Consider the following 24,076-nt stretch of genomic DNA (forward strand, 5'->3'; position numbering starts at 1 on the left):
GACATAGTGCGGGAATCGACGCATCATGCGAGAACGGGAAAAGGTGGGGTTACTCTTCGACGAGGGAGGCGGAGATGTTCATGCGGGAGGCACGCATGGCCGGGACCAAAGCACCCACGAGACACAAGACGACGGGGACTGCGACATAGCCAAAGGCCGACCACTGTGGCGCGTAGGCAATGTCGATCGACGTGGTCTTTGTGAGGATTCGGTCGGCGAGGAGGTGCAGACCGCTGCCGAGCAGGAGTCCGACCGCCGCGCCAACCAGCGCAATCGACGCCGCCTCAGCCAACACCATCCGAGAAATGAAGCGGCGCGACGCCCCCATGGCACGTAGGACGGCGAGTTCGCGGCGTCGTTCCAACACCGACAACAGCAATGTGTTGAGCAACGCGATCGCGGCCGCGCCCGCGACGATCCATTGAATCGCGACGGTAAAGGCACCCGCTTGTTCGGCGCTCTTCTTGGTCGCGTCAAGCGCCTCCACCCCGGTGTACACCTGGACTGGCCGGTCGCCGAGGCCCGGATGCGCGGCCGCGATCGCCGACAGTTCACCACGCAGTTGCGCCTGATCGGCCCCGGGTTCGGCCGTCACCTGCAGGTAGGTGTTGCCGTCGCGGAGGAACCACTCTCTGAGCAACGTATTCGACACGGCCCCGGTCCCAGAGTCAATAGCGACGTAGTTGACGGTGTCTCGGACAACGAGTTCGTGATAGCCGGTGGGCGTCGCGAGGCGGACGGTGTCGCCGGTCGTGACACCGAGAGCCCTGGCGAGCACCTTCGACAGCAGGATTCCGTTGCCAGCCAGGGTTTGCCGGACGGCGTCGTCGGACGATTTTTTAATGAACGGTGCCGACGCTCCGGGTTCGAGCCCCTGTAGCAGTACCCGGGCATCGCCGATATTGACGGTGGCCCATTGGCCGCCGACCACCTTCTTCACGCCCGGCAGTTGGCTGACCTGCTCCTTGATCTCCGGCGCCAGAATGGGGCCCAGCGGAATTGATTCGGCACTGCGCGACGAGACATAGAAATCCGGGTCCGACAGTCCTTCCATCGACCCCGAGATCGAGCCGATGAGGTTGTTGAGGGAACCGGAGATGCCAACGCCGACAGCGATCGCGACGGCCACGGTCATCACTGTGGCCCACACGCGCCGTGGCGCACGACCACTGTTCACCGAGGCCAATCGGCCGGGGCCGCGCCACCAGTTCGACGCTACGACTACCCCGCGAACGAGCAACACCATGAGTGCGAAGCAAAGCAGGATCCCGCCAGCCGAATACACTGCGCCAGCCAAAATCGCGGCACGACCGTCGATGGTTTCGGCGACAACCCAGGCCCCGACGATCAGCGCGACCCCGACGACCCCGCTGGCGATCAGCAACCGCCTCGCGGGTGGTGTCGCATCGGCGGCTTCTCCGGGCACCATCGCCTCGACGGGCGCGACGGAGAACACCGACCGGGCCGCCAGCATCGTCGCACCGACGCACGCGGCAACGCAGGCCAGCACGGCCACGACCGGCGCATAGGCTGGCAAATGGTAGTTGACGACGACGCCGACGGCTTCGGACGCGTCGGGTAGGCGACCGATAATCCAGCGGCCGGCGAGGATCCCCAACGGGATACCGACAATTCCGCCGACGAGCCCGAGGATCGCCGATTCAGCGAGCAGGTCACCGACCAGGTGCCTGCGGCGGGCACCGAGCGCGCGCAGCAACGCCAACGACTGTCGCCGCGAAGCAACGGCCATGTTCATGGTGTTAAAGACGAGGAAGGCCGCGATGATCAACGACACCAGCGACACCAGGAGTGTGGAGTCATGCGTGACGGAGTTCGCCACCTCGACTTGCTTTACCCGAAAGTCGGGGTTCACCACCGTGGCACGACCGCCAACAACGTTGGCCGCCTGTGTGCTGAGATCCGCCTGCGCCACACCTGGTTTCGGCACGATGAGGATGGAGTCGACGGCACCGTTGAGACCGGCCAGACGCTGCGCGAGTCCCAGGTAGGCGAACACGAAACGACCGCCGTTGAGTGTTTGTGAGGCTGCGTCGTCGATCACCTCGACAACCGTCACGTCCACTCCCGACAGCGTCAACTGCTGCCCCTTGTGAAGCCCGGTGGCCGCCCCGACGACGATTCCGTCGTCGAGTTGGGAGGTATCGATGCCACCCGATCCGCCGGAGTTGATGGCGTCGCGCAACGTGCTCGACAGCGATGTCACGTACATGTCGGAGCCGAGGAGCACCGCCGGATGGTTGTTGAGGATGACGGTGCTGCGGACCAGCGGCACGACGGCTTTGGCACCAGGTGTCTCGCGGCGGAGTTCGCCGACGAGGTCGTCGTCGACGCCGCTGTCGGTGATGGCAGCAACTTCGACCGTCGCATCACCGGATAGGGCGGCATTAAACGCCCGCACTGATTCCGACATCGACCCGTAGGTGCCGAGAACCGCCACCAGGAGGGCCGATGACACCAGCACCACCGCGAGCGAGGTCACCACCCGGAGACGATGGCCGACGAGTTCGCGCAGGTTGAAAATCCGGACTCGCGTCAGCCCGGCGAGCAACGCACTCACGTCAGTGTCCCCCGTCGATCTTTCCATCTCGCACGGTCACCACGCGGTCGCAGACGGCGGCGGCGTTAGCATCGTGGGTCACCATCAGCACCAGGCGGTCGGGGTCGTCGTGCGCAACTTCGGCGAGCAGTTCCAGCACGTCGGCACCGGTCTTGGAGTCAAGGTTGCCCGTCGGTTCGTCGGCGAGCAGGATTTTGGGGTCCATCATCAGCGACCGCGCGATCGCGACGCGTTGCATCTGCCCGCCCGATAGTTCCGACGGTCGGTGGTCGGTGCGACCGCCAAGGCCGACCCGCTCCAGAAGTTCTATCGCCCTCGGCTTCGAAGCCCGCAGCGATTGGGAGTCCAACAGCCTTGGCAGTGCCACATTTTCCCACGCGGTGAGGGTGGGGACGAGGTTAAAGAACTGAAAGATAAAACCGACTCGCTTGCGTCGAAACTCTGATGCGGCGTCGTCGGACAGGCTCGCTAGGTCGGTGCCGTCGACCCGAATGGTGCCGGAGGTGGGGACATCGAGCGCCCCGATGATGTGCAGCAGCGTCGATTTACCCGCGCCGGACGGTCCCACGACCGACACGAATTGGCCGCCGTCGAGAGTCAGGGACGCACCGTCGAGTGCCCTGACTGTTTCGGTTCCCATCTGGTATTCGCGAACGAGATTCGACGCCTCGACTACCGCCATGATTCTCCGTGCTCCCCGCATTGCGTTGCACGACAAGGCCGACGGGCCCCAGTGCTTCTACCTGGGCTCGCGCCACTCTCCGGTATCGAAAAATTCGGTGAGCGTGGCAGTTGGTGGTCCCAGGTCGAGTTGTTGCTCGGCGATCCACTCGTCGTTGAAGTATGTGTGATCGTATCGGTCACCACTGTCGCACAGTAACGAGACGACACTGCCAGAACGTCCCATCTTGGCCATGTCGGCGATGAGCGTGCAGACACCCCAAAAGTTTGTGCCGGTCGATCCCCCGACCCGACGGCCGAGTCGGTCACTCAGAAAACGCATCGCGGCCACCGATGCAGCGTCGGGCACCGGAATCATGCCGTCGATAACCTGTGAAACAAACGACGGTTCGACGCGCGGTCGTCCAATGCCCTCTATGCGTGACGCGGTCGACGAAGTGAGCGTGCCGTCACCAGATTCGTAGGCGGGCAGGAACACCGAGTTCTCGACGTCGACAACGCACAGGCGTGTCGGGTGCTGGCGGTAGCGCAGGTAGCGGCCGAACGTCGCCGAAGTGCCGCCCGTGCCGGCACCAACCACAATCCATTCGGGGATCGGGTGACGTTCGGCCTCCATTTGCGCAAACACCGACTCGGCGATGTTGTTGTTGCCGCGCCAATCGGTGGCGCGTTCGGCCATCGTGAACTGGTCGATGAAATGGCCACCGAGTTCGGCTTCCAGCCGCTGGGCGACCGTATAGATTTCTGACGGGGTGTCAACAAAATGACAGATGCCGCCTTGCGCTTCGATCAGCCGCGTTTTAGCGGGCGACGTTCCGCTCACCATCACGGCAATGAAGGGCAGCCCGATCAACTTGGCGAAGTACGCCTCCGACACCGCCGTCGACCCCGACGAGGCCTCAATGACGGTCGTATTTTCGCTAATCCAACCGTTACAAAGGCCGTACAAAAACAACGACCGTGCCAGTCGATGTTTAAGCGAGCCGGTGGGGTGCGTCGACTCGTCTTTCAGGTAGAGATCAATGCCGCCGCTAGCCGCCCATTCCGGAAGATCCACCTTGAGCAGGTGAGTATCGGCACTGCGACGACCGTCGGCCTCGATGAGCTGCACGGCCCGCGACGTCCACATGCGGTCGGAGGTGTGCTGCACCATCGACGTCATGTCACTCGCCGCGCAGTCGAGACTGCAGGTCGTCGCGCTGTGCGGCGCGCCTGGCGTCGACCTGGGCGATTTGGTCGTTGACGTTGATGCGCAGCGTCTTGAACAGCACCATTCCGAGGGGGATGGCGATGAGCACACCGAACACGGCGGCAACCAGCGGTGGGACCTTCACACCGATGAGGATGCCGAGGCCAAAGATGGCCAGAGCAATCGCCACGACGAGGGCGATGCGCGCCAGTGAGTAGAGCACCACAGCGAGGATCAGCGTCTTCGCGGTTGCCGGGGCCTGCTGATCGGTCGGTTCCTCAGCGGGTCGTTGATCTGTCATACCTCTCAGGGTACTTCGCCGTGAACGGCAGTCGCGACATCGATCCCAAAGACCGCCTAACCAGGACAAATAGAAGAATCCGCTCCTCCAAACGGAGGACGAAGAAACCGAACTCATCCGACATTACGGACTCTTTACCAACTCCTGACTGTTCGAGCAATCGGCACTTGGGGGTGTACTCCTGTTGGTATGGCCGAAAAGGCCTGTACGTCCGCTACCGAACGAGGGGAATCCGATGACTGCCATCGCCGACAACAATGCGGGGCTGATCACGCCCGCTTTGGCCACCCAGCACAACCTGACCCCCGGCCAGGTTGCCGCCATGTTTAACGTCAACCCGAAGACCGTCGCCCGCTGGGCGTCGTCGGGTGTGCTGAAGTCGATCCGCACTCCGGGAGGCCACCGCCGCTTCCGCGAGGCCGACGTGGTCGATCTGCTCAACCACTCCTAAGTCACTCCACAGCCCTGCCCCGGTTCAGGTGGCACCGACCTCTCCCCCGAGCGGTGTCACCTCAACCGGGGCAGTGCTGTTTATCCCCAGAGTTTTTCCCGCAATTGCCCCTTTTCTGTCACATCCGACACGAACGCTCCGACCTTTCCGTCACCGATCGCGGCGTGTTGTGACGGATCGATCGAATCGTGACAGAAAAGGGAAGATCGGCGGAGCCGCGGCGGGGCGACGTCCCCAGGTACCCTGGGAAGTCAGGGTCCGGAATGTGTAAGTAGAGGAGGCATCCGCGATGGCATACCTGATCATGATCGCGATTGTGATCGCTGCGGCGTACCTCTCGTGGCGGCTCATGCAGAGCCAATCGGTTGAGAACGGTCAGCCGCGCGGCTCACGCCCACCAGCTCCGAAGGGGCCCGACGACGATCCGGACTTCCTCCGCACGCTCGGTCATTAGAAACACTCGCGGCCCCACTCGAAAGAGCGGGGCCGCGAGAAGTTAGCGAACCTTGTCTTACAGGCCAGCGTAGGAATGCAGGCCGGAGACCACCAGGTTGATGGCGAACAGGTTGAAGATCAACGCCACAAAGCCTGCAACGTTGACCCACGCGGCGGCATTGCGCCAGCCAGCGGTTGCGCGGGCGTGCAGGTAGGCCGCATAAATCACCCAGGCAATGAACGACACCGTCTCCTTGGGGTCCCAGCCCCAGAATCGGCCCCATGACGCCTCGGCCCAAATGGCACCGCAGATAATGCCCAGACCAAACAGTGGGAAGCCGATGACCGTGCACTTGTAGGCGGTCCGGTCTAGAGCGTCCGCGCTCGGCAGGTGAGCGGTCAGTCGGCGAATCGATGCACCGAACCCGGTGGCCCGCTCGTCGGCGCCGTCGACGGTCGGCCAATTGGTGCGAACCAGGTACAGGATGCTCGCCACACCGGCCACCAGCAGCACACCCGAGGCGATCGAAATGATCGAGACGTGAATCGCCAGCCAGTACGACTTCAGTGCGGGCACCACCGGCGCCGCCTGCGTGTACAGGTAGCGGCCCCCGATAAACATCAGCAGCACGACGGGGACGAGCACAAAGCTCAGCAGCGGACGTGCTTCGCGCTTGCGCAGCACCACAAGTCCCGCGCCGACGCAGGCGAGGCAAGTCAGCGAGATGAACTCGTACATGTTGCCCCACGGGGCACGCTCGGTCGCAAGACCGCGCAGCACGATGGACGCGAGCTGAGCGGCAAAGCCAACCCAAACAACCGGGTAGGCCATCGCTGCGAGCTTCTCGCCGAGACTACGACGCGGGGTCCGGTCGGCGACCTTGCCGGGGACGCGATCGCCAGCCGATGATCCACCGACCGAAGCGCCGACCAATTCTTTGGCCTCCGCCTGATCTTCGATCTTCGCGTAGCGGGCCGCGGCCAGCGATCCCAGGAACATCAGCATCGCAATCACATAGACGGTGATGCTGGTGGCATAGAACCAATCCGAATACCGCGACAGCGTCTCGTTGACGTAGCCGACTGTGACCTCGTTCATGAACGAATCCTCATCTCATTCCGCAACCGGTGCCGCAATCTCATAGCGTGCCCCGGTTCTTTGGCGCTTCGGTGGAGAAGAGCCCGCGAGCTTGCTCCTCGAATCCATCGCCCCAGCCAGCCTGGTCCGTCCGGGCCAGGCCAGCCACCTCTACTACAGTACGTCGTTGCGTGCCGTCGGCAACAGGCACTAGGCGAGCCCAAATTCGACGACGGCGAATCATCAGCGATACGACCAGCCCCAACACCATGGCGACCGCCGAAATTAGGACACCGAGCTGCGCCGGATCGTGCGATACCTGAATCGACACCCACCGCTCGTACCCGTCGAAGCGAACGTTGGTTCCGTCGGGCAGCGTGGTGTCGGCACCGACGGCAAGGTTCACCGACGACTTCTGCTTGAGCCGACCTTGATCGATCAACTTTTGGTCGAGTTGGTACACGTTTTGCGGGAGCCCGGTATCCAGGCCAGTGTCACCCTGGTAGACGCGGATGGCGACCATCGGCTTGTTCGGTACCGGACCGCCGGAGTCGAGGATCCCCTCGTGCGGGAACACCGCGTCGGGCGCGAAGAGACCCTCGATGGCGATCTGATTCTTACGACGATCGTCCTCGTTCGGGAACATCCCCGCGGGGGTGTCGAAACGGACAGCGCCCTCCGACAGCATGGTCTGGGTGCTCTGCGGGATGAACGGCTCGGTCATCGTGCGCTTCTCCCCGTTCGGGAAGGTCACGGTGAACGTCGGCGCAAAACCGTTGCCGAGCACGTATACGCGGTCACCGGCGATACGCAGGGGGTTGTTGACCTGGACCTGCGTTGTCGGCCAGGTGTCGGCTGGCGCACTCATGTCCGTCGTGTGGGCGATCTTGGCGTCGTACATGTCGGGCTGACCGGTCTGCAAGAAGGTCGCCTTGAAGTCGTCGATGCGGATGCAGAAGGGTTCGAGGCCCGTGCCGTCGACCATTGAGCCCGCCCGGAATGAGTCATAACCCGCCGTCGACGTATTGCACAGCACCTGTTCGCCGTCCGCGACCAGCGTGCGACTGCCCTCGTAACCGAAGAGCTTGCCGAAGGCGATGGTGATCAGCAGCGCCAGCAACGCGAAGTGGAAGGCCAAGTTGCCAAACTCGCGAAGGTAGCCCTTCTCCGCGGAAACTTCGACGGCGCCTTCCGGATACCGCGCCGACGGCTCAACCTCACGCACCACGGTTCGCCACCCGCGGAGATTGGTGTCGATCCGCTCGGCGATCTCGGCGGGCTCACCGTCGACGGTGTCGGTAATGTGCCGCGGCAGTCGCGCCAAGTTGCGGGGAGCCTTCACCGGCTTGGTGCGCAATGCTTGGTAGTGCTCCCAGGTGCGGGGTGTCAAACAACCGACCAGCGAAATAAATAGCAAAACGTAGATGGCGGTGAACCAACTCGACGAGAAGACGTCGAACAGTTGGAATCGGTCCATCCACACGCCCCACTCGCCCTTGTCGGCGATGTACTCGAGAGTCTTCGACTCGTTGAGATCACGCTGCGGGAGCAGGGCACCCGGAATTGCCGCGAGGGCCAGCAGGAACAGCAAAGCAAGTGCGGTTCGCATGGACGTGAGACCACGCCACACCTTGCGGAGCGGGGTCACAACGAACCGATTGAAAACCGAACGCTTGGGTACTGACGGCTCACTCATACGGGCAACTCCACATTGCTAATGAACGCGAACCGAATCCAGTCGATGAATTCGGTCCACCAGCCGGTCACCAGCATGATGCCGACCAAGATCAGGAACACGCCGCCCACAATCTGGATGGTGCGCGCGTGCCGGCGAACAAAGGTAAGACTCCGAACGGCCCACGCCGACGAGAACGCCAGGAGGACAAAAGGAATGCCAAGGCCAAAGCAGTAGGCCGCAACCAGGAGCGCACCGCGGGCCGGGGTGTTCCCGTCGGTACTCATGGCCACGCCAATCACGGCACCCAGCGTGGCGCTGCTGCAGGGGATCCATCCGATCGCGAACACGGCACCGAGGATGGGTGCGCCGATCACGCCCGAATATCTGCGCGGTGTCATGCGTTTATCGCGCTGCAGCCACGGAATCATCCCAATGAACACCAGGCCCATGATGATCGTGAAGACGCCGCCAATGCGTTGCATCAACTGCAGTCGGTCAGTGTCGAGGAACAACGACGTTGCCCCAAACAGCGCTACCGTCGCCAACACATAAACAACGGTGAAGCCGAGGACGAAGAGTCCGGCGGCTCCGACGACCCGCCAGCGACCGTCCTTGCGGCCTTCGTCAACACCCACCGCGGGGGCCTCGGCTCCGACCAGCCCCGCCAGGTACGACAGGTAACCGGGAACCAGCGGAACCACGCAGGGCGAGGCAAAAGAAATCAGTCCCACCAGCACACAGACGCCGAGTGCGAGCAGCAGTGGGCCGCTCGTGACCGTTCCGGCGAAAGTGGAGCCCAGATCGGCCAAGTGGGTTTGGGTCATCGAGAAGCCGACCCTTCGGCCGCCACCTCATTGATGGCGGCGGTGAGCTCGGTCTCGGTGATCGCCCGCAGGTACACCTTCGCGGGTCGGTGCTGCCGATCAAGGATCACCGTTGTCGGAACCACGCCGACCGGAACCCCCAGGGCTGCCAGGTTCTGACCGCCGTAGTCGAAGATTGACGGGTACGGAACCTTGCGGTCACTGACGAAGTCTTGCGCACGGGACTTACTGTCCCGGAAGTTGATGCCGACGAATTGCACGCCCGCAGCCTTGGTGTCCTCGAACGACTTTTCCAACTCGCTGAACTCGGTGCGGCATGGCGGGCACCAGGAGGCCCACACATTCACCACGACCACCTTGCCCGCGTAATCCGACAGCTTCACGGTCTCACCGGTGACCAAGTTTTCGCCCTGGACGGTGCCGATGTCCTTCCGCGAGCTTTGGTCGTATTCGATGACCGTCTTGCCATCCGGTGAGACGAACTGATTGCCGTTGGCCTGCGCCACAGCGTCGTCCCCGGTGCTGCAACCGGCGAGCACGGCTACACCGACGACAAGCGTTCCGAGCACCGCTGCCACACGCTGCCCCCGCTGCCGGGCGGTCATGCTCCGGTGACCCTGGGGTCGGATTCGCCAGCCGGTTCCGAATAGACGATGTCGACCAGGGCGTCGTCGTCGAAGATCAGCGATGTCAGCGAAGCGAGGGAACACTGGCGGACGCGGGGGTCGTGCCAGAGTCGCTGCCCTTCCAGGAATCGGCGCAGCGTGTAGACCGGCAACTGGTGGCTCACACAAACAGCTTCGTGACCGCGTGCGGCATCCCGCGCGGTGTTGGCCGCAGCCAGCATCCGGTGTGCGATCTGAATGTACGGTTCACCCCACGACGGCGTGAAGGGGTCGCGCAGTTTCATCCAGTGGCGGGGCTTGCCGAGGGCCCCATCTCCGACGGCCACCTTGAGGCCCTCAAACTGGTTTTCCGCCTCCAGAAGGCCGTCGAGCGGGGTGATCGGCAGGTCGTGTGCCAACGCGATCGGCGTCGCGGTTTCCTGTGCGCGTTGCAGCGGCGAGGCGAAAACCGCGGTGATGTCATGGTCGGTGAGGGCGTCGGCGACGATCTGCGCCTGCGCGGCACCCGTGTCCGACAGGTGGAATCCGGGGAGCCGACCATAAAGGATGCCCTCGGGGTTATAAACCTCGCCGTGGCGCATCATGTGGACGATCGTCTTCATCTAGGATCCCTCCCCGGGATTACGTGCCGCGGCCGCAGCTGCGGCGGCCGCCGGAAGCGCCTCGGCGATGATTGAGAATGCTTCATCGTCAAGTGCTGCGGAAACAAACCACGCTTCAAACGCGCTGGGCGGCGGGTAAACACCGCGAGCGAGAAGGGCATGGAAGAACGGGGCAAACCGCCAGGTCTGCGTGGCCTTGACGCCGTCATAGTCGACAATCGGTTCGCTCTGGTCGGCATCGGGGTCGGTGAAGAAGACACTGAACAGGTTGCCGGCCTTCTGTACTCGGTGGCTCACGCCAGCTTCGGTGAGTGCATCACCGATCAATGCGGCCAGACGGGCGGCGTTGGCGTCGAGCGCGGTGTAGACGTCGGCGGTCGCAGCACGCAGGGTCGCCAGACCCGCGGCAACGGCGACCGGATTCCCCGAAAGGGTTCCAGCCTGGTAGACGGGACCATTGGGAGCCAAGTAATCCATGATCTCGGTGCGTCCGCCGAACGCGGCGGCAGGCAAGCCCCCGCTCATCACCTTGCCGAACGTGTAGAGATCACCGGCGACGCCGTCAATGCCGTAGTAGCCGGCAGGGCTCACCCGAAACCCGGTCATGACCTCATCCATGATGAGGAGGGCACCGTTGTCCGACGTCACCTTGCGGAGGCCTTCGTTGAACCCGGCGACCGGTGCGACGGCACCCATGTTTCCCGCTGCCGCTTCGGTAATGACAGCGGCGATGTCAGATCCGTATTCGGCGAAGACACGCTCCACGGCGGTGATGTCGTTATACGGCACGACGATCGTGTCGTGGGCGGCCGCACCGGTCACCCCGGGCGAAGTCGGCAGACCGAGGGTCGCCAAACCCGAGCCAGCGTCGGCAAGCAGTGCATCGACGTGACCGTGGTAGCAGCCCGAGAACTTCACGATCTTGGCGCGACCGGTAAACCCGCGGGCCAATCGGACCGCAGACATGGTGGCCTCGGTCCCGGAGTTCACCAACCGCACACGCGACACGGGGTCGACGCGGTCAATGATTTCTTCGGCGAGTTCAATCTCGGCTTCGGTGGGCGCGCCGAACGACAGACCGGTGGTCGCGGCCTTCTGCACGGCTTCGACGATCGCCGGATGCGCATGCCCGAGAATCATCGGGCCCCACGAACAAACCAGGTCCACATAGGTGTTGCCGTCCGCGTCGGTCAGTTCCCACCCGTTGGCCGAAGCCATGAAACGCGGGGTCCCACCGACGGCGGAAAACGCCCGAACCGGGGAATTCACGCCGCCGGGAATTGCCTGCGACGCCCGCTTGAACAGGGCCGCGCTCACCGCAGTGTTCGTGACAGAAGCATCGACAGGATTGGCCATGGCCTCCAGTGTTCCAAAACCTGGCGGCTCCGCCCAATCGCAGCCGCCAACGTCACACTAAAGCGGGCGCTGGGATCAGCGCATTTGGGCGGCGACGGCGGCGGCGATAGCCTCTTGGCCTCGCTCGTTCGGGTGCATTACGACTGCCGTGTCGGCACCGTATTGCGGTTCGATCCAGCGAGTTCCCCGGGCAGCGCAGGCATCGTGCCCGGCAAAGGGTCGCTCAAGGTCGACATAGGTGACACCGGTCGCTTTCGCGGCCGCGCGCACGGCGGCGTTGAGAGCCGCTTCGATCCGGTTCACATAGTCGAGGTCCCCGTCCGCGATACCGACCGCGGGGCGGCAGGTGCGGGCCGCAGGCATCAGTCTCGGATATCCGACGATGAGGACCTGCGCACTGGGTGCCCGTCGACGGATCTCGGCCAGGGTGGCGGTGACATCGGGCTGGGTATGCGTGGCGATCGCGCGGAATGGTTTTCGCCCCAGCGCACTGGTGCATGGGGAGCCCGTCGGATCATCTTGCGCCAACCGCGTGCACTCACCGACCAAGGTGGTGAATAGCGCCCCATCGTTGCCGCCGATCATCACCGTCACATACTTCGCGGACGTGCTCAGCGAATCCAGTTGGGGGCCGACGCCGTCGTACTGGGCCACCCGGAAATCCTCGGTGGTCGCGCCAGCGCACGACACATCGGTGACCGTCAGCTTCCGGGTCGCAGCGATACGTTCGCCGAAGTTGGCTTGCGCGCGCTGACACATCACCGGCGAATCCTCGACCAGCGGGGTGGTTCCCGCACCGGAGGCAAAGCTGTCACCGAGGTGCACCAACTGCGGACCTGCGACCGGTGCGGGCGAATTGGCGACAGTGTCGTCGTCGTCCGGGGTGGCGTCAATGATCCAAATCGCACCGGCCGCCACGGCGACAACGGCGGCGAGCGCAGCGAAGGCCGGAAGTACGACGGTCCGGAACCTCGACTCGCTCGCCACAGCTAGCTGCGTCCTTTCGGCGGCAACCCCATCTTGACGGCGAGATGCGCTTCGGTCAGCTCCGCGCGCAATCGGTCCACATCACGTGCCCACGCCTGCGCCAATTTGCCGCTCTTGAGTCGGACGCCAATCCCGCGTCGACGTCGAGGCACCGCCGGGAGCTCACCGAGGGCCCGGGCACTCTCCCATTCGTAGGTCTCGTTGCCGTGGTTCTCCGGAAAGATCTTCACGATGTCGGCGAGCGCGACGGTCTCCGCCCCCTGCGTCAGTGTGGTTTCGGTGAGCGTCACCGAGACGTGCTGTCGTGCCGCGAAGACCTGCAGGATCGAGAAGCCGATGAGGACCACGCCAAAGATCGTGAGGACTTCCCAATGGATCCGCCCCTTGCCGAGGATCTCCATCACCAGCGTCGCAATGATCAGGACCGGTCCGATCGCCACCACCCACCAGCTTCCGCCGGGCTCATAAAAGAGCGTCTCCCCGGGATCAACAGGTTCTGGCTTGTCGACCGGTTCGTTCGGTGTTTCCTCGGTGTCGACCTCGTCGCTCGCAGCGTCGTCGGAGGACTGGTCGTCGATGTCAGCGTTCTTCTCGGCTGAATCATCCTTTTGCTGCGGTGAATCGTCCTTGCCGCTGGCCACTAGTTGCAGTCTCCGGTACCGAGTTTGCACTTGAACCACGCGTCGGCCTGCGGCCGGTAGGCCAGCACCGAACCGCACAGTCCGACGACGGCCGACGCCAGCACCAGGGCCAGGCCCCCGCTTTGGAAGCCAATGGTTAACGGCAGCAGCATCGCCGCCACCACGCAGGTCAGGGCAGACAGCGACGACCGCCACTGCACGGCACCCCGGTAGGTCTTAGCCCCCAGCAGGAGGTAGGCGACACCGAGGATGATCACGAGAACGTCGATGGCGAGGACGCCGAAATCGAACCCGAAGTTCACTACGTCGTCGATGATGCCGAGCACGCCAAGTGCGATCAGCAGCACGCCGGAAAGCATCCACAGTCTCAGCGCCCACACCACGAGGGTCGGGCGGGCATGCGGATCCGGGCGGGGAGTTCTCCTCCGCGGGGCAATTTCAATCATCGCAAGTCATTCTGCCCGTTGGGGTCACGCCAGGGCAGATTCTGGACCGGCGAGTTGGGGTCCGGCCAACCGGGCCCGCTTGGCGGCGGCTGCTGTCGATTGCGTCGCCGTTGTGTGCGGTACTCCGACATGCTGCGGCAGTACGCGGTGCTGTCACGGTGCATCAAAGCAATCAATGCACCGAGCGCGCACACGCCGCCCAGGATTGACGGAATCATGCCCCACGCCGGCGGCTCGGGCAGATCGGAATTCGAGGTCGAGGTGCTGAAAAGTGCAACGAGGGCGAAAGCGAGGTCGACGGTCAGGAACGCGCTCGCCCAGCCGAGCAGGAGCCGAGCCCAGTTGTGTCCGGCATAGGTAAACCACATCAGGATTCCCGCGATCGCCGAGAGGACCACGGCAAGCAAGACCAGGGTCACGATCACCATCAGCGTGGTGTTGTTCACCAGCGACGGCTCGTTCATTTTCTTCGCGACATCTTCGAGTTGTTTCTCGGAGCTGGCTTTGAGGACGTTGAACTTCGACGCCACCGCCACAATCTGCAGGACGATTACGGCAAACCAGAGCTGCACGCCGAGCACAATTGTGTCCGGGCGTTGAGGGCGCGCGTCCACGGGCACGTGGGGCGATCCGGGAGCGGTCATGACACCAGCCTAATCACGATCGGAATTCAGCGGCGCTGCAACCGGCGCGCGATATCTGTCGCCGCGTAGGTGAGCACGATGGATGCGCCAGCGCGCACGATCGACAACACCGCCTCGTCGACGGCCGCATCGAAATCGATCCATCCGTTGTTAGCGGCTGCGGCAATCATCGAGTACTCGCCACTGACCTGGTAGGCCGCAACCGGGGAGTCCGTGCGGTCGGCGACGTCGCGAACGATGTCGAGGTAGCTCATGGCAGGCTTCACCATCACCATGTCGGCGCCTTCCTCGAGGTCGGCGAGGAGTTCGCGGGCCGACTCGTGCCGGTTAGCCGGGTCCTGCTGGTAGGTGCGGCGGTCGCCGACGAGCGACGATCCAACGGCCTCGCGGAAGGGCCCGTAAAACGCCGACGCGTACTTGGCGGTGTAGGCAAGGATGGCCGTGTCGATGAAGCCTTCGGCGTCAAGCGCGTCGCGGATGGCTGCCACCTGACCGTCCATCATGCCGCTGGGCCCAACCACGTGGGCACCGGCGCTGGCTTGCGCGACGGCGAGCTTTTCGTATCGCCGCAGGGTGGCATCGTTGTCGACGGTGCCCGACGCAGTCAGCACACCGCAGTGACCGTGGTCGGTGAACTCGTCGAGGCAGGTGTCGGCCATGATCACGGTGCTGTCACCGAGGTCGGAACGCAGTGCGCCGAGGGCCCGATTGAGGATGCCGTCGGATCGGTCGCCGACCGAACCGGTCGCATCTTTATCTTCCGCCTTCGGAACCCCGAACAGCATGAGCCCGCCGACGCCGGCAGCCACGGCATCGTCGGCCGCGGCGCGCAGCGAATCCATGGTGTGCTGGTGCACGCCCGGCATTGACGAAATGGCGCGAGGTTCGTCGATTCCGTCGGCAACGAACATCGGCAGCACCAACTGCGCCGGGTCGAGCCGGGTTTCGGCGACAAGGCGCCGCATCGCGGGTGAAGTGCGCAATCGACGGGGCCGAACCACAGCGGGACGACTTTCAGGACCGGTCAATTTACTACCTCACTTCACCACTTCACGAGCTCAGGAACGCGAACGACGCGACTTCTTACGCGGCGGAGGCAGGGCCCCCTCGGCGCGCAATTGCGCGGCGTGCGCGGCGAGCGCATCGACGAGCTCCACAATCGAAGCGTTCTCGGGGCGCACGTCCACGCGCAAACCGAACTCGATGGCCGTCTCGGCAGTCTTCGGCCCGATGCACGCCACGATGGTCCGCGCGTGCGGCTTGCCTGCGATGCCGACCAAGTTTCGGACCGTCGAACTGGAGGTGAAGCACACCGCGTCGAAGCCACCGGTCTTGATCATTTCGCGGGTGGCTGCTGGTGGCGGTGCCGCCCGAACGGTGCGGTACGCGGTCACGTCATCAATCTCCCAGCCGCGTTCACGCAAGCCTTCGGAGAGGGTTTCGGTCGCGATGTCGGCGCGCGGCAGCAGGATGCGGTCAACGGGGTCAAAGACCTCGTCGTAGGGCGGGAACGAATCCAACAGACCCAGCGACGACTGCTCGCCGTCGGGAACCATGTCGGGTTCAACACCGAACGAGCGGACCTTCGCTGCGGTACCAGCCCCAACGCAGGCAATCTTGACGCCGGAGAACGCGCGGGCATCCAGGCCGAACTCGGCGAACTTCTCCCAGACGGCGCGAACGGCGTTAGTCGAAGTGAAAATGACCCACTGGTAGCGGCCATCCACGAGACCCTTGACGGCGCGTTCCATCTGCGCGGGGCTGCGCGGCGGTTCGACGGCGATCGTCGGCACTTCCTTGGGGATGGCACCGTGCGATTCGAGACGTTCGCTCATGTCGACGGCCTGTTCCTTGGTGCGCGGCACCAGGACGGTCCAGCCATACAGGGCGCGCGATTCCCACCACGAGAACTTGCCGCGCTGGCTGACAACCTTGCCAACCGTCACCACAAGTGGACCGGTGAGGGCGTTGCCCATTTCGTTGACGGTCGCGAGCGTCGCCTCAATGGTTCGCTGCGCACACGTGGTGCCGTTGACGGTGATGGCGACCGGAGTCTGCGGGGCCAGTCCGTGTTCGGTGAGGGCACTGGCAAGCTCGGCCAGGTGACCGGACGTGGCATGCAGGACCAGCGGGCCGGGCGCGGCGGCCAGGGCCGGCCAGCTCACATCGCCGCGCACATCGGCGACGGTGTGACCCGACCCCAGTGGCATGCCTGCGAAGCTCGGGACAGCGGACGCTGCGGAAATACCGGGCAGCACCTCGAACGGGACGCTAGTGCGGGCCACTGCGGTGACCTCGGCGAGTACGGCATCCGAACTCATCGGATCACCTGCGACTACGCGAATCACGTTGACCCCGGTCTTGGCCTCGGCAACGAGCGCCTTGGCGACCTGCGCCGGATCTCCCAGCGCGGGCTTGCAAACCTCCGGTGCGTCTTCGCTCTGCTCGGCGGCGGCCTTGCGACCAGCGCGCGTCGGCGGCTGTTCGTCCACGGCGTGCGCCGAACCGATGACGGCCAGCACACCGGCTGGCACGTCGGGATCCACATAGGCGGTCGTCGCGTTCACCAGGACTTCTTGTGCTCGCACGGTCAGCAGATCCGGATTACCGGGACCCGACCCCACGAACAGGATCCGGCCAGGATTAGCATTCTTCGTACGGCTCATGCGTTCGCACTCTCCTGCCCCGCCCCCGGGGCTGCAGTTCGTTCCTATCCCGCCACATCGGGATAAAGGTTCTCCTGCACGAGCGTCGACCGCGACCTACGGTCCCTTGGGGACCAAAGCCGCAGCACCGAGCTCGAGCAGTTCGGCGGCGAGACCTTTGCCGAGTTGTGCGGCCTGATCGACCGGGCCCACCACCGAAGCCCGGATCACCTCGGATCCGTCCTCGGCCGCCACTACCGCGCGGAGCGACAGTTCGGCGAAGATGCGCCCGTCCTCGTCGATCGAATCGACCACCTCTGCCAGTGCACCGACCGGCGCGGTGCACCCGGCCTCAAGGGCCGCGAGTACCGCACGCTCGGCATCAACCGCTGCGCGGGTGGACGGATCGTCCAACTCGGCGAGAATTCTCACCAGTTCAGCATCATCGGAACGACATTCCACTGCCAAGGCACCCTGCGCCGGAGCAGACAGCATGACCAATGGATCAAGTGCCTCGGTAACCACATCGGCTCGACCGATGCGTACCAACCCGGCTCGGGCTACCACAACGGCATCCAGCTCACCGCTCGCGACTTTGCCTAACCGAGAATCAAGGTTGCCTCTTAGGGGGCGAATTTCCAAACCGAGACCCAGTGCTCTAAGCTGTGCGGCCCGTCGCGGCGACGATGTGCCGATCACGGACCCCGGCGGCAGTTCGCCCAGCACCAGATTATCCCTACTGACCAGCGCATCTCTGGAGTCGACGCGGGGCGGAACGGCACCCATCGCAATGCCATCCTCCGGCGCTGTCGGAAGATCCTTGTACGAGTGGATTGCGACGTCGCATTCCCCCTCGCGCAACGCCAGTCGGATGGCAGTCGTGAACACACCGACACCAATCTGGGCGACCGGTGCCGTCGAGGTATCGCCCGCCGTACTGATGATGACCAGTTCCGCGGGATGACCGGCCTCGGTCAGTTGATCGGCCACACCCTGCGCCTGGGTGGTCGCCAGGAGCGACCCGCGAGTACCGATGCGGATCGTCCGTCCGAACGCTCCCGCAGGTACCCGGTCACCGGTCGCTTGCGGAGAAGAATCTTGCACGATGATCTCGTCCTATCTGTGGGATCTGCAACTGACCAAGATCGACTCAGCGCAGGTCTTCGATACCCGAATCGGAAGCCGAAACCGATTCCGCAGCACCAGGTTTCAGTTCAAACAGCTCTCGCAGGGCTTCAGCATAATGGTCGCCGCGGCCCGACGACGCCAACTGCTTAACGCGAACGGTCGGTGCGTGAAGCAACTTGTCGGCCACACGCCGCACAGCATTCGAAACCTCGTCGCGCTGAGCATCGTCCAAGCCGGTCAGCCGCCCCTGTAACCGCAGCAACTCCGCCTCAACCACCTCCGCGGCCCGCTGACGCAAGGCGGCGACAGTCGGCGTTACTTCGGCTTGCCGTTGCAACGCCAAATAGGTGGCGAGTTCGCCAGCGACGATCGACTGCGCGGCGAGCGTGTCGGCCTCGGCCGCACGCGCCTGCTCATCTCCCCGCAAGCCCTCAATGTCGACGATGTGCACGCCAGGCAGACGACCGGCGGCCGGGTCCACGTCACGCGGAATCCCAAGGTCGCAGATCATCATCGGGGCCGGGTTGGCGCGGTGTTTCAGCGCCGAGTGCACGTCACCGACCTGGACAACCGCGCTCACCGAACCCGTGCAGGTCACCACGATGTCAACGTCGGTCATGCTGGCGGCGATGTCGTCGAAGGTGACTCCGCGCGTATTGATCCCGTACTTTTCGGCGACGGTTGCCGCGACCTCGGTGGCCCGGGCCGCCGTCCGGTTGACGACCGTGATGTCGGTGACGCCGTCGTTCGCCAGTTGGCTGGTCGCCAACGAACCCATGGCACCCGCACCGAGCACCACAGCTTTTCGCATGGGCGGCTGATCGGCTCCGCGAATGGTTGTCGCTCGATTCACCGCAACCGACACCACGGAGGCGCCAGCCCGGTCGATACCGGTTTCGGTGTGCACCCGCTTACCGACCCGAAGCGCCTGCTGCGCCAGTTCGTGCAGGGTGCTGCCTGCAGCGCGATGGTCGTCGGCCTCGGAGTAGGCGGAGCGGATTTGGCCGAGGATCTGCTGTTCCCCGACCACCATGGAGTCCAAGCCTGCGGCCACCGTGAAGAGGTGCTCAACGGCCGCTTCCGAGTAGCGGACGTAGGCGTGGTCGGTGAGTTCGGCGACCGTCAGACCGCTGAAGTCCCCGATGACCTGACCGACGGCCTCCAAGGCGGGGTGGAAGGCATCGACCACCGCGTAAATCTCGACACGATTGCACGTCGAAACCAGCATGGCTTCGGAAACGGTGCGCGTAGACAGGAGCGCGTCAACCAGCTTGGGTCGGTCGTGATCGGCAACCGAGAGTCGTTCGAGCACCGACACGGGGGCACTTCGGTGGGACACGCCGAACAACAACACACTCACAGTGACAAGCCTCCCGCCCGCGGATCTTCACCGCGTCAGCGGATACTGAAGACCACCCACTGGCGCTCTTTTTGCTTTCCAATTCCCGTCGGTCGACCGGATGGACACAGCCTCCAGAGTAGGTCAACGTAATGTCGGCGCGCACGCGCCCTCCTCGCCGCCGGAATCGCGAAGATCGTGCCGCCCACGTACCGAACTACTGGCGCAGGGCATCAAGGTCGGCACGAAGACGTCGTTCGTCGACCTCCCAGTAGCTGTGTTCCCGCCCGTTCAGGACGACCACGGGGACGCGATCGCCGTACTCCGCACGCGGAAACTTGTCGCCTTCCGCAGCACGCTGGTCGACGTCGACGACAACGGGGGTCAGATCGTAGTCGGCCAGGATGACAGTCAATTCTTGGTGTGCCCGGGCACAAGCCGTGCATCCGGCGCGGGACATCACTTCAACAACGGCTTCCACACTTGCAAGTGTAGAGAAGATCACTCTGCGGTCGACGTAGGCTCGGGGCGAGGCCGTCGGTCCCGCGATAGGCTGAGTGCCAATCGTTTCCATGGCGAAGGAGGTGGCTTGTGAGCCGCAATTCGATGGACCATTCCGATTCCGACGATGGACTCTTCGCTGATCCCGAATTTCCCGACCTCGACAGCGACCTGTCGTCCGACGAAGCCGACGAACTCGATGCCGATGCTCACGAAGCAGCCGAGCTTGAAGCTGAGCAGTTCGACATCGAAGAGCACGAGGACGTTCTCGAGGATCGCGATGGCGGTCTCATCGAGGTCGGCGTCGAACTCAATCCGGAAGAAGCCGCTGCGGCGGACCGGGACGCCGAGGCCCGCCGGGTTGCCGAATGGCTCAGCGAGCGGGCAGGGCGTTTCCGTCAGACCGCTGGCGAACTCCGTCAGACTCTCGCCGGTGAGGCAGCCGCGAAAGCCGCCATCGAATCACTGCGCGCCCGCACCCCAGATACTGATGGCGGCCAACACACCGACCTCACGGCGGCCGCATTTTTCGACGTGGACAACACGCTCGTTCACGGGGCGTCCATCGTCTTGTTTGCGCGCGGGTTAGCGTCGCGAAACTACTTCTCGTACAGCGACATCATGAATTTCGCCTGGCAGCAGGCCAAGTTCCGGATCACCGGCAGGGAGAACGCCGACGATGTCGCCGAGGGCCGCGACAAGGCACTGTCGTTCATCGCGGGCCGTGAGACCTCCGAACTGGTCCGATTGGGCGAGGAAATCTACGACGAGTACATCGCCGACAAGATTTGGCCCGGCACCGCCGCCTTGGCTCAGCGTCACCTTGACGCCGGTCAACAGGTTTGGCTGGTGACCGCAACGCCGGTCGAACTAGCTCAGACCATCGCCAAACGTCTTGGCCTGACGGGTGCGCTGGGGACCGTCGCCGAGAGTGTCGATGGAGTCTTCACCGGCCGTCTCGTCGGAGACATCTTGCACGGCCCGGGTAAGGCGCACGCCGTCCGCAGTATCGCGGTGCGCGAGGGCCTGAACCTCAAGCGCTGTACCGCCTACTCCGACTCCCACAACGACGTCCCCATGCTGTCGCTGGTCGGAACGGCCGTCGCAATTAACCCCGATGCCGACCTACGCGAGATCGCCCGCGTCCGCGGCTGGGAACAGTACGACTTCCGCACCGCCCGCAAGGCCGCCAAGTACGGCGCGCAAACCGCGGCGGTCGTAGGCGCAGCTGGCGGTGCCGCCGCCGTCGCAACGAAGGTCCTGCGGCACCGCTCCTGACCCTTCTCGCATGATGCGTCGATTCCCGCACTATGTCCGACATAGTGCGGGAATCGACGCATCATGCGAGAACGGGCGGGAGCCCCTAGCCGAGGTAGACGCTGCCGCGGCGGCTGAGCATCCGGAAGAGGGTCTGTTGGATCTCTTCGCGGACGTGGTCGGTGAGATCGAAAACAACCATCGGGTCGTCGGCGGCCGACTCGTCGTAGCTATCGGTCGCGATCGGCTTGCCAAAGTGGATGTGCCACTTCGACGGAAGCGGAACCGCCCCGAGGGGGCCGAGGAGCGGAAATAGCGGGGTGATCGGGAAATAGGGCAGCCCGAGTGCCCGCGCGACCGGCTTGAGGTCGGCCAGCATCGGATAGATCTCTTCCGATCCGACGATCGACACCGGGACGATCGGGGCCTTCGTCCGGAGGGCGGTCGTCACGAAGCCTCCGCGCCCAAAGCGCTGCAGCTTGTAGCGGTCTTTGTACAGCTTGCCAATGCCCTTGTACCCCTCGGGCCACACCGCCGTGAGTTCCCCGCGCCGCAGCAGGGCGTCGGCGTCGTCGTTGCAGGCCAGGGTCGCCCCAATGCGTCGTGCCACATCTCCGACCACCGGTGCGTCGAACGCCATGTCGGCAGCCAACAACCGCAAGTAGCGCTGGTTTGGGTGATTGTCGCGGACGGCAAGGGAGGTGATCATCGCGTCGATCGGAATTGATCCGGCGTGGTTGGCGACAAGCAGCGCGCCGCCGGAGGTCGGCAGGTTCTCAATTCCGGTCACTTCTACGCGGAACCACTTCTCGTAGAGTTGCCGAATCGCCGGGAACCACACCGACTCGGCGAAGTGCGGGTCGAAGCCAAACTCGTCGACCGAGTAGTCACCGGTCATGCGTTCGCGGATGAAGCCGCTCGTCGAGATCAGCGTGTCCGCCACCGCACTGCGCAGTCCACCGAGACTGAACAACGGCGAATTGCGGACCTCCGCGACCGGCGCTGTCGGCTCATCGCTGAGATCGATGCCCTCGTGAATGGGGGTCACGTCGGCGCCCTGCCAATTGTTGAGGTCGGTGCCCGAGTATTTCGTAGCTTGCCGATGGACATGGGGATCGGTGTAGAGCGAAATGACCTTCGCAGTACGTGGATCACCCGGTTTACCAGCTGTCGCCATCTTCTACACCCCCGATCTCAAAGCGCCTTTGGCTTATCGTACGTCCCAATCGGACCACTACTGAAGTCGTGTGGCAACCGCCACCGCTTTGTGTTCCAGGTCTCGCCAGGTGCCCGCTGAGATAACCGGCGCGGTATGGCCGCCCGCGATGAAATCGTCGAGTGTTTCGAGTGTTGAGTACCTCGGTTGGAAGCCCAACTCCTCGCGCATCCGGGTGGTGTCGACAACCCGCCCGTACGACAGGTACGGCGTATTTTCCGACCGGATGATTGGCAGCCGTCCGTCTTGCATCACTCCGACGATGGGCGAGATCAGCGCACCAGGCACCGGGAGTTGGATGTGGCCGGCCCGCTGCACGCATTGCGAGAGGCTGACGATCCCTTCGCCCGCGATGTTGAACGTGCCCGGCCGGGCGTGCAGGGTTGTGTGCTCAAGTGCCGCAAGCGCATCTTCCTCGTGGAGAAACTGCAGCCGAGGTTGGTGGCCGAATGCTTTCGGTACGACGGGCAGCGCCAAGTAGGCGCTCATTCGAGTCCGGATGCGTGGCCCGAGGAGCGACTGGAATCGCAGGATCGTGACGTCGACGTCCCGACGACGGCGCGACACCCCGCGCACGTAGCCCTCCATGTCGATCAAGTCGCGTCCGTAGCCGCGGCGCGGTTCTTTCCGCGCGGGTGTGCCTTCGAGGAAGACGACGGGATCTGCCGGTCCGGCGCCGTAAACCATGGCGCTCGACCGCAGGATGAGTCGTTTCACGGACGGACTGCGCTGACAGGCTGCGGCAACCTGCATGGTGCCGACAACGTTGAGTTCTTTGATCGCCGCCGAATGTTCGACGCTGTCCATGATCGACGGGGCCGCATGCACGACCGTGTCGACGTTGTAGTTGGCGATCACTTTGGCGATGGCGGGGCGACGAATGTCGAGGCGGACAAAGTCGGCGCGGCCCATGCGGCGCAGCAGTGCTTTGCTGGGTACCCGCGAGTCGACGGCTATGACGCGGTCAATGTCGGGGTTTGCGGCCAGCCTGGCCACCAGGTAGCCACCGAGGAAGGTCGACGCGCCGGTTACCAGAACTGAGCGCGGCAGCGGTGCACTGTTTGCCTGATCGTTCATGTTGCATCCTCGGTCATGCGGTCAGCTTATCCCGACCCCGGAAAGCACAGAACCCGCCACGAGGGCGGGTTCTGGGTTGATCATTTGCCGAGTTTACGACGCTGCACTCGTGTGCGGCGGAGAAGCTTACGATGCTTCTTCTTCGACATGCGCTTGCGACGCTTCTTGATTACGGAACCCATGGGGTCTCCCTCGCGATTGGTACTGATTGGACTCAAGTGGCCTGGCCGAAAGACTCATGCCGGGCCGTCGCCGACAGGGGTACAACCAGGCGACAGCGACCTGACCGATTATGTTACCGACCGGATGAACCTGAGGCTAATCAGGCCCTCACACTTGTCGCCGTGCTGGTTAATCCCACTGAACCGTCGACCTAACGCCGAAGCCCCCCAACCG

Annotated in this window: 25 protein-coding genes; 3 read left to right on the top strand and 22 right to left on the bottom strand. The window is 64.0% G+C overall.

Features of this window, described 5'->3' with window-relative positions; all coding sequences use genetic code 11:
- Positions 1–49: 49 nt before the first annotated feature.
- From WBA38_RS05460 to WBA38_RS05475, 4 genes are read right to left on the bottom strand one after another with little or no spacing between them, the layout of a single operon-like run.
- Positions 50–2,578: an FtsX-like permease family protein gene (locus WBA38_RS05460; protein ID WP_424322268.1), complete on the bottom strand. Its 2,529-nt coding sequence runs from the start codon at positions 2,576–2,578 to the stop codon at positions 50–52.
- Position 2,579: 1 nt separating this feature from the next.
- Positions 2,580–3,260, bottom strand: coding sequence for an ABC transporter ATP-binding protein (locus WBA38_RS05465; RefSeq protein ID WP_424322269.1), 681 nt, complete (start codon positions 3,258–3,260; stop codon positions 2,580–2,582).
- Positions 3,261–3,317: 57 nt separating this feature from the next.
- Complete coding sequence (locus WBA38_RS05470) at positions 3,318–4,421, bottom strand: PLP-dependent cysteine synthase family protein (RefSeq protein ID WP_424294044.1); 1,104 nt, start codon at positions 4,419–4,421, stop codon at positions 3,318–3,320.
- A gap of 1 nt (position 4,422) precedes the next feature.
- Positions 4,423–4,749 (bottom strand): DUF4229 domain-containing protein, encoded by a 327-nt coding sequence (locus WBA38_RS05475; RefSeq protein ID WP_424294043.1) that lies wholly within the window; start codon positions 4,747–4,749, stop codon positions 4,423–4,425.
- 235 nt (positions 4,750–4,984) lie between these two features.
- Here WBA38_RS05475 and WBA38_RS05480 point away from each other — a divergent pair, with 235 nt between their 5' ends.
- Both WBA38_RS05480 and WBA38_RS05485 read left to right on the top strand, forming a co-directional pair.
- On the top strand, positions 4,985–5,200 hold the full coding sequence (locus tag WBA38_RS05480; RefSeq protein ID WP_424294042.1) for a BldC family transcriptional regulator: 216 nt from the start codon (positions 4,985–4,987) through the stop codon (positions 5,198–5,200).
- 289 nt (positions 5,201–5,489) lie between these two features.
- On the top strand, positions 5,490–5,654 hold the full coding sequence (locus WBA38_RS05485) for a hypothetical protein (RefSeq protein WP_424294041.1): 165 nt from the start codon (positions 5,490–5,492) through the stop codon (positions 5,652–5,654).
- Between the two features lie 57 nt (positions 5,655–5,711).
- Here the strand turns inward: WBA38_RS05485 and ccsB are convergent, their stop codons facing one another.
- The 15 genes from ccsB to WBA38_RS05560 form a co-directional block, all read right to left on the bottom strand.
- Complete coding sequence (ccsB, locus tag WBA38_RS05490) at positions 5,712–6,734, bottom strand: c-type cytochrome biogenesis protein CcsB (protein ID WP_424294040.1); 1,023 nt, start codon at positions 6,732–6,734, stop codon at positions 5,712–5,714.
- A 40-nt stretch (positions 6,735–6,774) separates the two neighbouring features.
- A complete protein-coding gene (gene resB / locus WBA38_RS05495; protein WP_424294039.1) occupies positions 6,775–8,409 on the bottom strand; it encodes a cytochrome c biogenesis protein ResB in 1,635 nt (544 codons plus the stop codon).
- A complete protein-coding gene (locus tag WBA38_RS05500; RefSeq protein ID WP_424294038.1) occupies positions 8,406–9,215 on the bottom strand; it encodes a cytochrome c biogenesis CcdA family protein in 810 nt (269 codons plus the stop codon). The genes resB and WBA38_RS05500 overlap by 4 nt, the downstream gene beginning before the upstream one ends.
- Positions 9,212–9,820, bottom strand: a complete 609-nt coding sequence (locus tag WBA38_RS05505) for a TlpA family protein disulfide reductase (protein WP_424322270.1) — start codon at positions 9,818–9,820, stop codon at positions 9,212–9,214. The genes WBA38_RS05500 and WBA38_RS05505 overlap by 4 nt, the downstream gene beginning before the upstream one ends.
- Positions 9,817–10,443 (bottom strand): histidine phosphatase family protein, encoded by a 627-nt coding sequence (locus WBA38_RS05510; RefSeq protein WP_424294036.1) that lies wholly within the window; start codon positions 10,441–10,443, stop codon positions 9,817–9,819. The genes WBA38_RS05505 and WBA38_RS05510 overlap by 4 nt, the downstream gene beginning before the upstream one ends.
- Entirely contained in the window at positions 10,444–11,799 is a 1,356-nt protein-coding gene (hemL, locus tag WBA38_RS05515) for a glutamate-1-semialdehyde 2,1-aminomutase (RefSeq protein ID WP_424294035.1), read from the bottom strand.
- 75 nt (positions 11,800–11,874) lie between these two features.
- Positions 11,875–12,786: an SGNH/GDSL hydrolase family protein gene (locus WBA38_RS05520; RefSeq protein ID WP_424294034.1), complete on the bottom strand. Its 912-nt coding sequence runs from the start codon at positions 12,784–12,786 to the stop codon at positions 11,875–11,877.
- Between the two features lie 2 nt (positions 12,787–12,788).
- Complete coding sequence (locus WBA38_RS05525) at positions 12,789–13,427, bottom strand: DUF3093 domain-containing protein (RefSeq protein WP_424294033.1); 639 nt, start codon at positions 13,425–13,427, stop codon at positions 12,789–12,791.
- A complete protein-coding gene (locus WBA38_RS05530) occupies positions 13,427–13,873 on the bottom strand; it encodes a hypothetical protein (RefSeq protein ID WP_424294032.1) in 447 nt (148 codons plus the stop codon). The genes WBA38_RS05525 and WBA38_RS05530 overlap by 1 nt, the downstream gene beginning before the upstream one ends.
- Positions 13,870–14,517: a hypothetical protein gene (locus WBA38_RS05535; RefSeq protein ID WP_424294031.1), complete on the bottom strand. Its 648-nt coding sequence runs from the start codon at positions 14,515–14,517 to the stop codon at positions 13,870–13,872. The genes WBA38_RS05530 and WBA38_RS05535 overlap by 4 nt, the downstream gene beginning before the upstream one ends.
- Positions 14,518–14,543: 26 nt before the next feature.
- On the bottom strand, positions 14,544–15,545 hold the full coding sequence (hemB, locus tag WBA38_RS05540; RefSeq protein ID WP_424294030.1) for a porphobilinogen synthase: 1,002 nt from the start codon (positions 15,543–15,545) through the stop codon (positions 14,544–14,546).
- Positions 15,546–15,575: 30 nt separating this feature from the next.
- Positions 15,576–17,183 (bottom strand): uroporphyrinogen-III synthase, encoded by a 1,608-nt coding sequence (locus WBA38_RS05545; RefSeq protein WP_424294029.1) that lies wholly within the window; start codon positions 17,181–17,183, stop codon positions 15,576–15,578.
- Between the two features lie 96 nt (positions 17,184–17,279).
- Positions 17,280–18,203 carry a hydroxymethylbilane synthase gene (gene hemC, locus WBA38_RS05550; RefSeq protein WP_424294047.1) on the bottom strand — a complete coding sequence of 308 codons (924 nt, stop codon included), beginning with the start codon at positions 18,201–18,203 and terminating at the stop codon, positions 17,280–17,282.
- Between the two features lie 109 nt (positions 18,204–18,312).
- Positions 18,313–19,650 carry a glutamyl-tRNA reductase gene (locus tag WBA38_RS05555; RefSeq protein WP_424294028.1) on the bottom strand — a complete coding sequence of 446 codons (1,338 nt, stop codon included), beginning with the start codon at positions 19,648–19,650 and terminating at the stop codon, positions 18,313–18,315.
- Between the two features lie 196 nt (positions 19,651–19,846).
- Positions 19,847–20,089: a glutaredoxin family protein gene (locus tag WBA38_RS05560; protein ID WP_424294046.1), complete on the bottom strand. Its 243-nt coding sequence runs from the start codon at positions 20,087–20,089 to the stop codon at positions 19,847–19,849.
- A gap of 131 nt (positions 20,090–20,220) precedes the next feature.
- Here WBA38_RS05560 and WBA38_RS05565 point away from each other — a divergent pair, with 131 nt between their 5' ends.
- Positions 20,221–21,408 (top strand): HAD family hydrolase, encoded by a 1,188-nt coding sequence (locus WBA38_RS05565; protein ID WP_424294027.1) that lies wholly within the window; start codon positions 20,221–20,223, stop codon positions 21,406–21,408.
- Positions 21,409–21,493: 85 nt separating this feature from the next.
- On the opposite strand, the gene WBA38_RS05570 is transcribed toward WBA38_RS05565, so the two are convergent.
- The 3 genes from WBA38_RS05570 to WBA38_RS05580 all read right to left on the bottom strand — a co-directional run bounded on the left by WBA38_RS05570 (position 21,494) and on the right by WBA38_RS05580 (position 23,862).
- Positions 21,494–22,564 carry a lysophospholipid acyltransferase family protein gene (locus tag WBA38_RS05570; RefSeq protein WP_424322271.1) on the bottom strand — a complete coding sequence of 357 codons (1,071 nt, stop codon included), beginning with the start codon at positions 22,562–22,564 and terminating at the stop codon, positions 21,494–21,496.
- A gap of 57 nt (positions 22,565–22,621) precedes the next feature.
- Positions 22,622–23,680 carry an NAD-dependent epimerase/dehydratase family protein gene (locus WBA38_RS05575; RefSeq protein ID WP_424294302.1) on the bottom strand — a complete coding sequence of 353 codons (1,059 nt, stop codon included), beginning with the start codon at positions 23,678–23,680 and terminating at the stop codon, positions 22,622–22,624.
- Positions 23,681–23,760: 80 nt separating this feature from the next.
- On the bottom strand, positions 23,761–23,862 hold the full coding sequence (locus tag WBA38_RS05580) for a 30S ribosomal protein bS22 (protein WP_003402602.1): 102 nt from the start codon (positions 23,860–23,862) through the stop codon (positions 23,761–23,763).
- Positions 23,863–24,076 lie beyond the last annotated feature (214 nt).

The organism is Gordonia sp. (in: high G+C Gram-positive bacteria) (assembly GCF_049647785.1).
In the GTDB taxonomy this organism is placed as follows: Bacteria; Actinomycetota; Actinomycetes; order Mycobacteriales; family Mycobacteriaceae; genus Gordonia.

Excerpts from the sequence above, each read along its gene's own strand:
- WBA38_RS05465 (WP_424322269.1), bottom strand. The coding sequence starts at position 3,260 with ATGGCGGTAGTCGAGGCGTCGAATCTCGTTCGCGAATACCAGATGGGA.
- WBA38_RS05470 (WP_424294044.1), bottom strand. The coding sequence starts at position 4,421 with ATGACGTCGATGGTGCAGCACACCTCCGACCGCATGTGGACGTCGCGG.
- WBA38_RS05475 (WP_424294043.1), bottom strand. The coding sequence starts at position 4,749 with ATGACAGATCAACGACCCGCTGAGGAACCGACCGATCAGCAGGCCCCG.
- WBA38_RS05480 (WP_424294042.1), top strand. The coding sequence starts at position 4,985 with ATGACTGCCATCGCCGACAACAATGCGGGGCTGATCACGCCCGCTTTG.
- WBA38_RS05485 (WP_424294041.1), top strand. The coding sequence starts at position 5,490 with ATGGCATACCTGATCATGATCGCGATTGTGATCGCTGCGGCGTACCTC.
- ccsB (WP_424294040.1), bottom strand. The coding sequence starts at position 6,734 with ATGAACGAGGTCACAGTCGGCTACGTCAACGAGACGCTGTCGCGGTAT.
- resB (WP_424294039.1), bottom strand. The coding sequence starts at position 8,409 with ATGAGTGAGCCGTCAGTACCCAAGCGTTCGGTTTTCAATCGGTTCGTT.
- WBA38_RS05500 (WP_424294038.1), bottom strand. The coding sequence starts at position 9,215 with ATGACCCAAACCCACTTGGCCGATCTGGGCTCCACTTTCGCCGGAACG.
- WBA38_RS05505 (WP_424322270.1), bottom strand. The coding sequence starts at position 9,820 with ATGACCGCCCGGCAGCGGGGGCAGCGTGTGGCAGCGGTGCTCGGAACG.
- WBA38_RS05510 (WP_424294036.1), bottom strand. The coding sequence starts at position 10,443 with ATGAAGACGATCGTCCACATGATGCGCCACGGCGAGGTTTATAACCCC.
- hemL (WP_424294035.1), bottom strand. The coding sequence starts at position 11,799 with ATGGCCAATCCTGTCGATGCTTCTGTCACGAACACTGCGGTGAGCGCG.
- WBA38_RS05530 (WP_424294032.1), bottom strand. The coding sequence starts at position 13,873 with ATGATTGAAATTGCCCCGCGGAGGAGAACTCCCCGCCCGGATCCGCAT.
- WBA38_RS05535 (WP_424294031.1), bottom strand. The coding sequence starts at position 14,517 with ATGACCGCTCCCGGATCGCCCCACGTGCCCGTGGACGCGCGCCCTCAA.
- WBA38_RS05545 (WP_424294029.1), bottom strand. The coding sequence starts at position 17,183 with ATGAGCCGTACGAAGAATGCTAATCCTGGCCGGATCCTGTTCGTGGGG.
- WBA38_RS05560 (WP_424294046.1), bottom strand. The coding sequence starts at position 20,089 with ATGTCCCGCGCCGGATGCACGGCTTGTGCCCGGGCACACCAAGAATTG.
- WBA38_RS05570 (WP_424322271.1), bottom strand. The coding sequence starts at position 22,564 with ATGGCGACAGCTGGTAAACCGGGTGATCCACGTACTGCGAAGGTCATT.
- WBA38_RS05575 (WP_424294302.1), bottom strand. The coding sequence starts at position 23,680 with ATGAACGATCAGGCAAACAGTGCACCGCTGCCGCGCTCAGTTCTGGTA.
- WBA38_RS05580 (WP_003402602.1), bottom strand. The coding sequence starts at position 23,862 with ATGGGTTCCGTAATCAAGAAGCGTCGCAAGCGCATGTCGAAGAAGAAG.